Source organism: Streptomyces sp. NPDC003011 (assembly GCF_053591515.1).
In genome coordinates, this window is record NZ_JBSFTY010000052.1 from 18,166 (window position 1) to 30,919 (window position 12,754).

The following is a 12,754-nucleotide window of genomic DNA, read 5'->3' on the forward strand; positions in this document are numbered from 1 at the left end:
CGTCGGCGCTCACTTGGCCGTTTCCGCCACGAGCCGCTCGACGGCGTCGACGGCCTCGCCGACGGCGGCCGGGTTCTGGCCGCCGCCCTGGGCGACGTCCGGCTTGCCGCCACCGCCGCCGCCGAGGGTCTTGGCGGCCGTACGGACCAGGTCACCGGCCTTCAAGCCGCGCTCGCGGGCGGCCTCGTTGGTGGCGATGACCGTCAGCGGCTTGCCGTTGGTGACCGCGAACAGGGCCACCACGGCGGCCCGTCCGCCCTGGATCCGGCCGCGCACGTCCAGGACCAGCTTGCGCAGGTCGTCGGCGGTCGTGCCGTCCGGGACCTGGCCGGTGACGACGGCGACCCCGCGGACGTCCTTGGCGGACCCGGCGAGACCGGCGGCGGCCTGGAGGACCTTCTCGGCGCGGAACTTCTCGATCTCCTTCTCGGCGTCCTTCAGCTTGCCGAGCATGGCGGAGACCTTCTCCGGGAGCTCCTCCGGACGGCCCTTGATCAGCTCCTGGAGCTGGGCGACGACCGTGTGCTCCCGGGCCAGGAAGTTGTAGGCGTCGACCCCGACCAGGGCCTCGATACGGCGCACACCCGAGCCGATGGACGACTCGCCCAGCAGCTTCACCAGGCCCAGCTGGGCGGTGTTGTGCACGTGCGTGCCGCCGCACAGCTCCTTGGAGAAGTCGCCGATGGTCACCACGCGGACGCGCTCGCCGTATTTCTCGCCGAACTCGGCGATGGCGCCCTGCTTCTTGGCCTCGTCGATGGACATGACGTCGGCGCGGACGTCCAGGTCGCGGGCGAGCACCTCGTTGATCTTCTGCTCGACGTCGGTCATCACGGCCGTCGGAACGGCGGACGGCGAGCCGAAGTCGAAGCGGAAGCGGCCGGGCTGGTTCTCGGAACCGGCCTGGGCGGCCGTCGGGCCGAGGGCGTCGCGCAGGGCCTGGTGGGTGAGGTGCGTGGCCGAGTGGGCGCGGGCGATGGCCGTGCGGCGGCGCACGTCGATGACGGCCTCGGCCTTCGCGCCGACGGTCACCTCGCCGACCTGGACGACGCCCTTGTGGACGTACACGCCCGGCACCGGCTTCTGGCAGTCGCGGACCTCGATGACGGCACCGGAGTCGGCCTTGATGCGGCCCGTGTCGCCGATCTGACCGCCGCCCTCGGCGTAGAAGGGGGTGCGGTCGAGGACGATCTCGACCTCGTCGCCCTCGGTGGCGGCGGGCGAGGACAGGCCGTCGACCAGGATGCCGACGATCGTCGACTCACCGTCGGTGTCCGTGTAGCCGATGAACTCGGTCTCGCCGGCCCGGTCGGCGATCTCGCGGTAGGCGCCGAGGTCGGCGTGACCGGTCTTCTTGGACCGGGCGTCGGCCTTGGCGCGCTCCCGCTGCTCCTTCATCAGGCGGCGGAAGCCGTCCTGGTCCACGGCGAGGCCCTGCTCGGCGGCCATCTCCAGGGTGAGGTCGATCGGGAAGCCCCAGGTGTCGTGGAGCAGGAAGGCCTTGTCGCCGGACAGGACGGTGCCGCCGGCCTGCTTGGTCTCGGTGACGGCGGTGTCGAGGATGTTGGTGCCAGCCTTCAGCGTCTTGAGGAAGGCGTTCTCCTCGGCGACGGCGACCTTCTCGATCCGCTCGCGGTCCGTGACGAGCTCGGGGTACTGCTGGCCCATCATCTCGATGACCGTGTCGATCAGGTCGTTGACGACCGGGCCGGTGGCGCCGAGCAGGCGCATGTTGCGGATGGCGCGGCGCATGATGCGGCGCAGCACGTAGCCACGGCCCTCGTTGCCGGGGCTCACGCCGTCGCCGATGAGCATCACGGACGTGCGCATGTGGTCGGTGACCACGCGCAGGGCGACGTCCGAGTCGTGGGCCTCGCCGTACTCGACGCCGGTCAGCTCGGTGGCCTTCTTGATGACGGCCATGGAGGTGTCGATCTCGTACATGTTCTGCACGCCCTGCAGAATCATGGCGAGCCGCTCCATGCCGAGGCCCGTGTCGATGTTCTTGCTCGGCAGGTCGCCGAGGATCTCGAAGTCCTCCTTCGAGGTGCCCTCGCCGCGCTCGTACTGCATGAAGACCAGGTTCCAGATCTCCACGTACCGCTCGTCGTTGACGGCGGGGCCGCCCTCGGCGCCGAACTCGGGGCCGCGGTCGTAGTTGATCTCGGAGCACGGGCCGCACGGGCCGGGCACGCCCATGGACCAGTAGTTGTCCTTCTTGCCGAGGCGCTGGATGCGCTCGGCGGGGACGCCGACGACGTCGCGCCAGATGCGCTCGGCCTCGTCGTCCTCCAGGTAGACGGTGATCCACAGGCGCTCGGGGTCGAGACCGTAACCGCCCTTGTCCTGGGGGCTGGTGAGCAGCTCCCAGGCGTACGTGATGGCGCCTTCCTTGAAGTAGTCGCCGAAGGAGAAGTTGCCGCACATCTGGAAGAACGTGCCGTGGCGCGTGGTCTTGCCGACCTCTTCGATGTCGGGCGTGCGCACGCACTTCTGCACGCTGGTGGCGCGCGCGAAGGGCGGCTTGACCTCGCCCAGGAAGTACGGCTTGAAGGGCACCATGCCGGCCGGGACGAGCAGCAGAGTCGGGTCGTCCGCGATGAGCGACGCCGAAGGAACGACGGTGTGACCGCGCTCCTCGAAGAAGCTCAACCAGCGGCGGCGGATTTCAGCCGACTCCATCAGTGGTCCTCATTCCGGTTGTGCGAGTACGTCGTCCTGTCGTTGTCGACGGACTTCGGGGTGTTGCTGTTCTCGATGGCGGTGTACCGCCGGGGCGCGGGGAGTTCGTGGTCGACGGAGGCGTTCAGCCCCAGCGCGTCGCCCAGTTCCTCCTCCCGCTGCGCCATGTTGTCCCGGACGTCGAGCGCGAAGCCCACCGCGCGGTCCTTGAGCCGGTGACCGGCCTCGATCGCCTTGTTCGCCGCGCTCGCGGCCAGGTTCTCGGGCGTCAGCTGCTTCAGCTTGCGGTTGACCTTGGTGGTGGCCCACACACCGGCGGCGACGCCTGTGCTGAACCAGAAGGTACGGCGGAACATCGCTGGCTCTCAGTCCTTCTTTTTACGGAGGTCTCGCTTGTCCCGCCGAGAGACCGTGCGGCCCACGATCACCGTACGCCGGGGTGCTTTGGCGGGTACGTCGTCGTCCTTGCGGCCGCCGAGGGCCTGGCGCACGCCGTAGCCGAAGGCGGCGACCTTGACCAGGGGGCCGCCGAAGGTGGAGGCGACGGTGGTCGAGAGCGCCGAGGCGTTCGACGTGACCTCCTGGACGTCCGACGCGATCGCGTCGACCCGGTCGATCTGGGTCTGCGCGGAGCGCACCGCCGAGGAGGCGTCGGCCAGCAGCGGGACGGCCTGATCGGTCACGTCCGCCACGAGCTTGGTGGTCGCCCTGAGCGTCTGGGCCAGCCTCGCCAGCGCGACGGCGAGGAAGGACACCAGGATCGCCCAGAAGACGGCCACCAGGATCCCGGCCACCTCTCCACCGGACACTGTGTGCACCCGCTCCCTGAAACGTGCCTGCAGATCGAAAAAGTCGTGCACCGAGCCTATCGCGCCGGGGGTGGGGCTCCGTACCGGATTACCGTCCGAGGGCGGCCGGGTCGCGCGGAGCGATCGTACGGACTGCATATGGTTCAGTGCCGCGCTGGCCGCGCTGGAGGAGTGCCGCACGGCGGCGGAGCGGGTCGCGAGTGCCGCCGGGAGGCGTACGCGGAGCACCGCACCGGCTGTCCGGCCCTGGTGACGGACGACGTGGCGCGCGCGGAGACGCTGCTGCGCACGGCGCTGGAGCGCTACCGGGAGATCGGCGAGCTCAACAGCGAGGTGCTGACGGGCCAGGTGGAGCTCGCCATGGCCCGGGCGTTCCAGGACGATCTGCCGGACGCGGTGCGGCTGTGCGAGGACGTCCGCCGGGTCTGCCAGGACCACGGCGAACGACGGGCGCGGGGATACGCGCTGTACGTCCTGGCCTACGCCGCCTGGAGCGGGGGTGAGCCGGCCCGCGCCCGCGAGCTGCTCACGGACTGCCTGGACGGGGCCCACGCCTTTCGCGACCTGCTCGGCTCGGTGCTGTCGATCGAGCTGCCGGCCCTGGTCACGGCCACCGAGGGCGACCCGGCGGAGGCCGCGGTGCTGCAAGGGGCGGCGGGGGCGATGTGGCCGTCGGTGGGCCTGCCGCTGTGCGAGAGGGCGGCCCGGGACCACCTGGGCGACGAGCGGTACGAGGAGTGCGCACGGCAGGGGTGGTCGCTGGGGCGCGGGAGAGGGCGAGGCGGTGGCCCATGCGCTGCGGCGTGGCGGGCCCGAGCCGCTGGAGGCGCTGCCGGGGCCGCGCGGTCCCGGCCGGCCGGCGACGGCGTCCCCGGACACGCACGAGCCCGCCGCCTCACCCACCCGGAAGGGCGGGGAGACGGCGGGCTGACGTGCGGGGTGCTGTCCGCCGGAGGATCAGCGGGCGTAGTACTCGACGACGAGCTGCTCGTCGCAGATCACCGGGATCTCCTTGCGGTTCGGCTCGCGGTCCAGGCGGAAGGCCAGGGCGCGGAGGTTCACCTGGAGGTAGCGCGGGGTCTCGCCGTCGGGGGCGAAGCCGCCCTCGCGGGCGATCGAGAACAGGGTCTTCTCGCGGCTGCGCTCACGGACCATCACGACGTCGTCGGGACGGACGCGGAAGGACGGCTTGTCGACCTTCTGGCCGTTGACCTCGATGTGGCCGTGGACGACCATCTGGCGGGCCTGGTAGATCGTGCGGGCGATGCCCGAACGCAGGACCAGCGCGTCGAGACGGCGCTCGAGCTCGATGATCAGGGCCTCACCGGTCTTGCCCTGGACCTTGGAGGCACGCTCGTAGGCGCGGACGAGCTGGCGCTCGGACACGTCGTACTGCGCGCGCAGACGCTGCTTCTCCAGCAGACGGACCTTGTAGTCCGAGTTCTGCTTGCGGCCACGGCCGTGCTCACCCGGCGGGTAGGGACGGGCCTCGAAGTACTTGACGGCCTTCGGGGTCAGCGCGATACCGAGGGCACGCGACTTCTTGACCTTGGGGCGGGACTGGTTCGGCATGAACCAAACACCTCGTGTCTCTGATGCGAATACGGCTTCACCAGGGTTAGGGGAGGTCGCATCCGCAGCCGGGGAAACCCACCGGGTCCTGTCCTACGGACCTGTCGGGCAGCCGCTCCCTGGTCTGGGCACAACGTGCAGCACGCGAGTGGCCCACCGACCTGTCCCGGAACTCCGGGTGGTGGTGGGCTGCCCGCGACACCGTTCGACGGTGCGCGACGCTCCTGGAGATCCTTCCCCGGGGGGAGGATCTCCGGCTGGATGTCCCGTTCTGGTGGTGCCGGTTCTCCTTGCGGAGGTCCGGACACGGGACGCAGCACTTCGGGCGAGTCTACAGGGTGCTCAGGACCGCTTGCGACCGAGGCGGGCGCGGGTCCACTCCACGGCGTCCGCGTACCGGGCCTCGGCTCCGTGCCGGGTGGGGGTGTAGTACGCGCGGTCCTTGATGGCGTCCGGCGCGTACTGCTGGGCGGCGATGCCCTCGGGCACGTCGTGCGGGTACACGTACCCCTGCGCGTGTCCGAGCTTGGCGGCGCCCTTGTAGTGCCCGTCGCGCAGGTGCGGCGGGACGGGCCCGGCCAGTCCCTTGCGTACGTCCTCCATGGCGGCGCCGATCGCGGTGGTCGCCGCGTTCGACTTGGGGGCCAGGGCGAGGGCGATGGTGACGTGGCTGAGGGTGAGGGCGGCCTCGGGGAAGCCGATCATGGCGACGGCCTGGGCGGCGGCGACCGCGATCGGCAGGGCGTTCGGGTCGGCGAGGCCGATGTCCTCGCTGGCGGAGATCATCAGGCGGCGGGCGATGAAGCGGGGGTCCTCGCCGGCCTCGATCATGCGAGCCAGGTAGTGCAGGGCGGCGTCGACGTCGGAGCCTCGGATGGACTTGATCAGGGCGCTGGCCACGTCGTAGTGCTGGTCGCCGTCGCGGTCGTACGTCACGGCCGCCCGGTCGACCGTCTCCTCCAGTGTCTGCAGGGCGACCTCCGCCTCGCCCTTGTCGAGGGCGGCTCCGGCGGCCGCCTCCAGGGCGGTCAGGGCGCGGCGGGCGTCACCGCCGGCGATCCGCAGCAGGTGCTCCTCGGTGTCCGCGGGGAGGGTGACGGCGCCCTTGAGACCGCGTTCGTCGGTGAGGGCCCGGTGCAGGAGTCCGCGCAGGTCGTCGTCGGTGAGGGATTCCAGGGTGAGCAGGAGGGAGCGGGACAGCAGCGGGGAGATCACCGAGAAGTACGGGTTCTCCGTCGTCGCGGCGATGAGTGTCACCCAGCGGTTCTCGACGGCCGGGAGCAGCGAGTCCTGCTGGGCCTTGCTGAAGCGGTGGATCTCGTCGAGGAAGAGGACGGTCTCCTTGCCATAGCCGCCGGTGGCGCGGCGGGCCCCCTCGATGACCGCGCGGACCTCCTTGACGCCGGCGGTGATCGCCGACAGCTCCACGAAGCGCTTGTCGGTGGCCTTGGAGACGACGTACGCCAGCGTCGTCTTGCCCGTGCCGGGCGGGCCCCAGAGGATCACCGAGGACGGTCCGGCCGGGCCGCCCGCGCTCTCGCCGACCAGTCTGCGCAGGGGTGAGCCCGGCTTCAGCAAATGCTGCTGTCCCACGACCTCGTCGAGGGTGCGCGGACGCATCCGGACGGCCAGCGGACTGGCGGCCGGGTCCTTCTCCTGACGTTCTTCTGCTGCGGCGGTGAACAGGTCGGGCTCCACACCCAAAACCCTATGTCACCCCACTGACAACCCGGCCGGGACCGCCCCACGGCCCGTGACCGCGGGCCGTCAGCTGGTCCAGAAGTCCCACCAGCGGGTCATGATCAGGATGCCGATGACGCCGGTGTGCAGCACCGGGAGCACCCAGGTGAACTCGCCGAAGAAGCTCTTCAGCCACTGCGGGGCGGGCAGGAAGCCGTTGCGGACGTTGAACGACGTCACGTACCAGAACATGACGAGCGTCGCGACCCAGGCCAGGGAGCACCACAGGCACAGGGCGCCGATCCGGTACAGCGACTGGAACTGCAGCCAGGTGCAGAAGCCGACACCGAAGAGCGTGCCGAAGTTGAAGGTCAGCCAGTACCAGCGCGGGAAGCGGGCCCGGGCGAGCAGGCTCATGCCGACGCAGATCACGATGCCGTAGCAGACCAGGCCGAGCACCGGGTTGGGGAACCCGAAGGCCTCGGCCTGCTTGCTCTCCATGACGCTGCCGCAGGAGACGACGGGGTTCAGGCTGCACCCGGGGACGAAGGTCGTGCCCTCGACCTTGGCTTCGAGCAGCTTGAACTTGTCGATCGTGATGACCCACGCGGCGAGCAGACCCGCCGCACCGGTGATCACCAGCAGCAGGGCGAACGCACGGCTGCCGCCCGCCGTCCGGGGCCCGGCGGAGGGGGTCTCCGGCGAGGGCTCCGACTCGGTGGAGACGTCTTTGACTGTGGTCTTGCTCATCACGCGGAATCCGTCTGCTTGAGAGTTGGACCTTCTTCGGGCACGGGCCATTCTGCCGCACCCGTGCGCCTGTCCACCGTTCGGTGGACATAAGAAGGTACGCCCGGTCGTCCCCGGGCGTTCGGTTCCGGCCGAGACTCGAACGCATGACAACACACGCGAACGAGCTCGCGGTGGACGTACGGGGACTGCGCAAACGGTACGGCGACGTGACCGCGGTCGACGGCATCGACCTCGGCATCCGCAGGGGCGAGGTGTTCGGCCTGCTGGGGCCCAACGGGGCGGGCAAGAGCACGACGGTGGAGATCCTCCAGGGCAACCGGGACCGGGACGGGGGCGAGGTGTCCGTCCTCGGGTCGGACCCGGCGCACGGCACGCGCGCGTGGCGCTCACGGGTCGGAATCGTCTGGCAGGACGAATCCGCGCCCGCGGAGTTGACGGTCGACGAGAGCGTGCGGCACTTCGCCCGCTACTACCCGAGGCCGCGGGACCCTCAGGAGGTCATCGGCCTGGTCGGTCTGGAGGCGAAGGCGGGCAGCCGGGTCAAGGCGCTGTCCGGCGGGCAGCGCCGGCGTCTCGACGTGGCGCTCGGGGTGATCGGCGACCCCGAACTGCTGCTCCTGGACGAGCCGACGACCGGTTTCGACCCGGCGGCCCGGCGCCAGTTCTGGGACCTGATCCGCAAGCTGTCCGACGAGGGCACGACCATCCTGCTCACCACGCACTACCTGGAGGAGGCGGAGGCACTCGCGGACCGGCTGGCGATCGTCACCCGGGGACGGGTCGTCGCCGAGGGCGAGCCGACCGCGCTGCGGGAGCGGCACGGCACCGGGACCACCGTCGAGTGGACCGGGACGGACGGCACCCCGCGCGCGGAGCGCACGGACACCCCCACCCGGACGGTCGCCGAGCTGATGCGCCGCTTCGACGGCGAGATCCCCGGGCTGCGGGTGAGCCGCCCCACGCTGGAGGACGTCTACCTCCGGCTGACGGGACAGTCGCCCGCACAGCCCGCACAGACGGCACAGACGGCACAGACGGCACAGCCCGTGGCGACCGCAGGGGAGGACACGCGATGACCACCACCGTCGTACCGCCCCGGACCGAACCGTCCGCCGCGCGGCTGCCCGGCGCGTGGGGCCTCGGACTGCGGCGGGGGGCCCTGGAGATCAGGCAGTTCTTCCGGCAGCGCGACCACGTGGTGTTCACCTTCGCCTTCCCGGTCGTGTTCCTGTTCCTCTTCGCGTCGATCTTCAGCGACGACGTGCCGGACGCCGGCATCACCGCCTCGCAGCTGTACGTCCCCGCGATGATGGCGGCGGGCATCATGTCGACCAGTTTCCAGTCCCTCGGCGTCACCATCGCGATCGAGCGGGACGAGAAGGTGCTGCGCCGGCTGCGCGGGACGCCGATGCCGCCGGCCGCGTACTTCCTGGGCAAGATCTGGCTGGTTCTGGTCACCGGTCTGCTGGAGACCGCGATCCTGCTGGGCGTCGGCACGGCGTTGTACGACATCGAGCTTCCGTCCGACGCGGGCCGCTGGCTCGACTTCGCCTGGATTTTCCTGCTCGGGCTGACGGCGTGCGCGCTGCTCGGGATCGCGGTCAGCTCGGTCCCGAAGTCGGGCAAGAGCGCCAGCTCCGTGGTCGTCCTCCCGTTCCTGGTGCTGCAGTTCATCTCCGGGGTGTACATCGCGATCGGCACCATCCCCGACTGGATGCTGAACATCGGCGCGCTGTTCCCGCTGAAGTGGATGTGCCAGGGGTTGCGCGGGGTGTTCCTGCCGGAGTCGGCGCGAGTCCTGGAGCAGACGGGGAGCTGGGAGTTCGGCCGGATCGCCCTGGTGCTCGGGGCGTGGTGCGCCGGAGGATTGCTGCTGTGCCTGCTGACCTTCCGGTGGAGAGACCGGCGCGACGGGTGACCGATCCTGACGACACCGCCGGCGCCTACACCTGGGCCCGGTCGTTCCGGATCTGGGACACGTACTTCGCGCTGATCTGGCTGGCGACCCTGGTGTCCGTACTGGGCGCCGACCACCCGGGGCGGCCGGTCCGGGTCGTCGCGGCAGCGCTGCTGGTTCCCCTGGTTCCCCTGTTCGTGTGGGTGGGGAGGCCCGTCTTGCGGGGCGATCCGCCCGAGGAACGGCAGGCCCTCGGCTACCTGCTCGCGGCAACGGCCCTGTTCGTGCCGTCGGCGATCCTCGTGGGCGAGACGAGGGCGATCACCTTCGCGCTGGTCCCCCAGTGCTTCATGACGTTGCGGATGCGGCGGGCACTCGTGGCCGTCGCGGTCATCAACCTGGCGCCGGTCGCGGGCTGGGCCCTGCTGTGGCGGCCGAGCGAGAAGGTCCTCTTCGACAACGGGCTGTTCGCGATGGTCTCCCTGGTCTTCTCGGTGGCCGTCGGCAGCTGGGTCATCCGGATCATCGAGCAGAGCCAGGAGCGGGCCGCGCTGATCGCGGAGCTGGACGCGAGCCGTCACGAGGTGTCCCGGCTGTCGGCCGAGCGCGGCGCGCTGGCCGAGCGGGAGCGGATGGCCCGGGAGATCCACGACACGCTCGCGCAGGGCTTCACCAGCCTGCTGATGCTGGTCCAGGCCGTCGAGGCGGAACTCGACCACGACGTGCCGCGGGCCCGTCGGCATCTCGCCCTGATGGACGAGACGGCCCGGCAGAACCTCGCCGAGGCGCGGGCCCTGGTCGCCGGGGGCGCGCCCGTCGATCTCGCCGGGGCCTCCCTGCCGGACGCGCTGCGCCGGCTCGCCGCGCGCCACGAGGCGACGCTGGACGTGAGCGGTTCCGTGCGTCCGCTGCCCGCCGGCGCCGAAGTGGTGGCCCTGCGCACCTGCCAGGAGGCGCTGGCCAACTCCCGCAGGCACGCGGGGAGTCCGACCGCGGTGGGCATCTGCCTGACGTACGCCGACGAGAACCTGACCGTGTCCGTACGGGACGACGGCCGCGGCTTCGACCCGGAGACCCTCACGGGCGGCTACGGTCTGGCGGGACTGCGGGCCCGGGCCACCGAGGCCGGCGGGACGGCTCAGGTGCGCAGCGCCCCCGGCGACGGTACGACGGTGACCGTCCGCCTGCCCGTACCGCCCCCGAGGAGCGCGTGGTGATCCGGATCATCCTGGCCGACGACCATCCCGTCGTACGGGAGGGGCTGCGGGCGATGCTCAGTGCCGAGCCGGACCTGGAGGTGGTCGCCGACGCGTCCAGTGGGCCGCAGGCGGAGGCGATGGCGGCACAACTGCGGCCCGACATCGTGCTGATGGACCTGCGGATGCCGGGCGGCGGGGGCGTGGACTCGATCGTGCGGATGAGCGAGGCGGGGCTGCCCTGCCGGGTGATCGTCCTGACGACGTACGAGACGGACCGGGACATCCTGCGGGCGGTGGAGGCGGGGGCAGCGGGCTATCTGCTGAAGGACCTGCCGCGCGGCGAACTGGCCGAGGCGGTACGGGCCGCCGCCCGCGGTGAGACCGTGCTGGCCCCCTCCGTCGCCGCCCGGCTGGTCGACCGGTTGCGGAGCAGGCCGGAGCGGCCCCGTCTCTCGGAGCGGGAGACGGCGGTGCTGCGGCTGGTGGCGGAGGGGTGCACGAACGCGGAGATCGGGCGCCGGCTGTTCATCGGGGAGTCGACCGTGAAGACCCATCTCCTGCGCGTCTTCGGCAAGTTGGGCGTGGACGACCGGACGGCGGCGGTGACGAGCGCGATGCGGCACGGTTTGCTGGACTGAGGTGTTCCGCCCCCGCCGCCCCTTCCCGTTCCCGACCTCGGGGGCTCCGCCCCGCGCCCCCGCTCCTCAAACGCCGGAGGGGCTGAAATTGCCTGGGGCTCCGCCCCCGGCCCCCGCTCTTCGAACGCCGGGCGGGCTGATTTTCAGCCCGTCCGGCGTTTGAGGACGAGGGCCTTTCGGGCCCGAAGCGGGAGTCTGGGGGCGGCAGCCCCCAGGGACGGGAAGGGTGAGGGCGGCGGGGGCGAGGGAAGTCCCGCCTCAGCCCAGCCGTGACTCCAGTTCCGCCACGATCTCGTTCACGCCGATCGCCGTCTGCTCGCCGGACTCCATGTCCTTGAGCTGGACGACCCCCTCGGCGAGGTCGCGCTCACCGGCGACGATCGCGTAACGGGCGCCACTGCGGTTGGCGTTCTTCATCGCGCCCTTGAGCCCCTTGCCGCCGTACGAGAAGTCCGCCGCGATGCCGTTCTTGCGCAGCTCGGTGACCTTCGCGAACAGCACGCGCCGGGCCTCCTCCCCCAGCGGCACCGCGAACACACTGGTCGCGGCCGGGAGTTCGAGCTCGACGCCCTCCGCCTCCAGGGCGAGCATCGTACGGTCGACGCCCAGTGCCCAGCCGACGGACGGCAGCGCGGGTCCGCCGATCATCTCGGACAGACCGTCGTAACGGCCACCGCCGCCCACCGCGGACTGGGAGCCCAGACCGTCGTGGACGAACTCGAACGTCGTACGGGTGTAGTAGTCCAGGCCGCGCACCAGCTTCGGGTCGTCCTCGAAGGAGACGCCCGCCGCCGTGATCAGCTCGCGCACCTCCTCGTGGTACGCCTTGCAGGCGTCGCAGAGGTAGTCGCGCAGCAGCGGGGCGTCCGTCAGCTGCTTCTGGATGTCGGGGCGCTTGTCGTCCAGGACGCGCAGCGGGTTGATCTCCGCGCGGCGCAGCGTCTCCTCGTCGAGGTCCAGGCCCCGCAGGAAGGTCTGCAGCGCCTCCCGGTACACCGGACGGCACTCCTTGTCACCCAGGGAGTTCAGCAGGATCCGGAAGTTGCGCAGACCCAGCGAGCGGTACGCCTGGTCGGCCAGGATGATCAGTTCGGCGTCCAGCGCGGGGTCCTCCGCGCCGATCGCCTCGGCGCCGACCTGGGAGAAGTGGCGGTAACGGCCCTTCTGGGGACGCTCGTAGCGGTAGTACGAGCCCGAGTACCAGAGCTTGACCGGGAGGTTGCCGGCCCTGTGCAGGCCGGCCTCCAGCGCGGCGCGCAGCACGGAGGCCGTGCCCTCGGGGCGCAGGGCCAGCCGGTCGCCGCCCTTGGTCTCGAAGGCGTACATCTCCTTCGTCACGATGTCGGTGGACTCACCGACCCCGCGCGCGAAGAGCTCGACGTTCTCGAAGCCCGGCGTCTCGATGTAGCCGTAGCCGGAGGTGCGCAGCGGCGCGGCGATCGCCTCGCGGACCGCGAGGAACCGCGCGGAGTCCGGCGGGATCAGGTCGTACGTGCCCTTGGGGGCCTTGAAGGTGCTCACGGG

The 12,754-nt window shown here is 71.0% G+C and carries 11 protein-coding genes and 1 pseudogene; 5 read left to right on the forward strand and 7 right to left on the reverse strand.

The features are described 5' to 3' along the window. Window positions 1-9: 9 nt before the first annotated feature. From alaS to ACWD0J_RS25530, 3 genes are read right to left on the reverse strand one after another with little or no spacing between them, the layout of a single operon-like run. Entirely contained in the window at window positions 10-2,682 is a 2,673-nt protein-coding gene (alaS, locus tag ACWD0J_RS25520) for an alanine--tRNA ligase (protein ID WP_451498156.1), read from the reverse strand. Continuing rightward, window positions 2,682-3,038 carry a hypothetical protein gene (locus ACWD0J_RS25525; protein WP_451498157.1) on the reverse strand — a complete coding sequence of 119 codons (357 nt, stop codon included), beginning with the start codon at window positions 3,036-3,038 and terminating at the stop codon, window positions 2,682-2,684. Before ACWD0J_RS25525 ends, alaS begins: the two co-directional genes overlap by 1 nt. A 9-nt stretch (window positions 3,039-3,047) precedes the next feature. Next, entirely contained in the window at window positions 3,048-3,500 is a 453-nt protein-coding gene (locus ACWD0J_RS25530) for a DUF948 domain-containing protein (RefSeq protein ID WP_451498158.1), read from the reverse strand. A gap of 142 nt (window positions 3,501-3,642) precedes the next feature. On the opposite strand from ACWD0J_RS25530, the pseudogene ACWD0J_RS25535 reads away from it, so the two are divergent. Next, window positions 3,643-4,422 (forward strand): annotated as a pseudogene (locus tag ACWD0J_RS25535) (regulator); the annotation flags it as partial. A gap of 26 nt (window positions 4,423-4,448) precedes the next feature. Here ACWD0J_RS25535 and rpsD read toward each other — a convergent pair. From rpsD to ACWD0J_RS25550, 3 genes are all read right to left on the reverse strand, one after another. After that, window positions 4,449-5,063 (reverse strand): 30S ribosomal protein S4, encoded by a 615-nt coding sequence (gene rpsD / locus ACWD0J_RS25540; RefSeq protein ID WP_286061253.1) that lies wholly within the window; start codon window positions 5,061-5,063, stop codon window positions 4,449-4,451. Between the two features lie 342 nt (window positions 5,064-5,405). Continuing rightward, entirely contained in the window at window positions 5,406-6,761 is a 1,356-nt protein-coding gene (locus ACWD0J_RS25545) for a replication-associated recombination protein A (RefSeq protein WP_451498159.1), read from the reverse strand. Window positions 6,762-6,830: 69 nt separating this feature from the next. Continuing rightward, on the reverse strand, window positions 6,831-7,493 hold the full coding sequence (locus ACWD0J_RS25550; protein ID WP_451498160.1) for a vitamin K epoxide reductase family protein: 663 nt from the start codon (window positions 7,491-7,493) through the stop codon (window positions 6,831-6,833). Between the two features lie 146 nt (window positions 7,494-7,639). On the opposite strand from ACWD0J_RS25550, the gene ACWD0J_RS25555 reads away from it, so the two are divergent. Genes ACWD0J_RS25555 through ACWD0J_RS25570 form a run of 4 tightly spaced genes read left to right on the forward strand, consistent with a single transcriptional unit; the run spans window position 7,640 to window position 11,230 of the window. After that, on the forward strand, window positions 7,640-8,572 hold the full coding sequence (locus tag ACWD0J_RS25555) for an ABC transporter ATP-binding protein (protein ID WP_451498161.1): 933 nt from the start codon (window positions 7,640-7,642) through the stop codon (window positions 8,570-8,572). Then, window positions 8,569-9,414, forward strand: a complete 846-nt coding sequence (locus tag ACWD0J_RS25560) for an ABC transporter permease (RefSeq protein WP_451498162.1) — start codon at window positions 8,569-8,571, stop codon at window positions 9,412-9,414. Before ACWD0J_RS25555 ends, ACWD0J_RS25560 begins: the two co-directional genes overlap by 4 nt. Further along, window positions 9,411-10,610, forward strand: coding sequence for a sensor histidine kinase (locus ACWD0J_RS25565; RefSeq protein ID WP_451498163.1), 1,200 nt, complete (start codon window positions 9,411-9,413; stop codon window positions 10,608-10,610). Before ACWD0J_RS25560 ends, ACWD0J_RS25565 begins: the two co-directional genes overlap by 4 nt. Beyond that, a complete protein-coding gene (locus tag ACWD0J_RS25570; protein ID WP_451498164.1) occupies window positions 10,607-11,230 on the forward strand; it encodes a response regulator in 624 nt (207 codons plus the stop codon). Before ACWD0J_RS25565 ends, ACWD0J_RS25570 begins: the two co-directional genes overlap by 4 nt. Window positions 11,231-11,488: 258 nt before the next feature. Here ACWD0J_RS25570 and hisS read toward each other — a convergent pair whose 3' ends face one another. After that, window positions 11,489-12,751 (reverse strand): histidine--tRNA ligase, encoded by a 1,263-nt coding sequence (gene hisS / locus ACWD0J_RS25575; protein ID WP_451498165.1) that lies wholly within the window; start codon window positions 12,749-12,751, stop codon window positions 11,489-11,491. Window positions 12,752-12,754 lie beyond the last annotated feature (3 nt).

What these genes read in the sequence shown, in the direction of transcription:
- alaS (WP_451498156.1), bottom strand. Translation starts at nt 2,682, where the DNA reads ATGGAGTCGGCTGAAATCCGCCGCCGCTGGTTGAGCTTCTTCGAGGAG.
- ACWD0J_RS25525 (WP_451498157.1), bottom strand. Translation starts at nt 3,038, where the DNA reads ATGTTCCGCCGTACCTTCTGGTTCAGCACAGGCGTCGCCGCCGGTGTG.
- ACWD0J_RS25560 (WP_451498162.1), top strand. Translation starts at nt 8,569, where the DNA reads ATGACCACCACCGTCGTACCGCCCCGGACCGAACCGTCCGCCGCGCGG.
- ACWD0J_RS25555 (WP_451498161.1), top strand. Translation starts at nt 7,640, where the DNA reads ATGACAACACACGCGAACGAGCTCGCGGTGGACGTACGGGGACTGCGC.
- rpsD (WP_286061253.1), bottom strand. Translation starts at nt 5,063, where the DNA reads ATGCCGAACCAGTCCCGCCCCAAGGTCAAGAAGTCGCGTGCCCTCGGT.
- ACWD0J_RS25550 (WP_451498160.1), bottom strand. Translation starts at nt 7,493, where the DNA reads ATGAGCAAGACCACAGTCAAAGACGTCTCCACCGAGTCGGAGCCCTCG.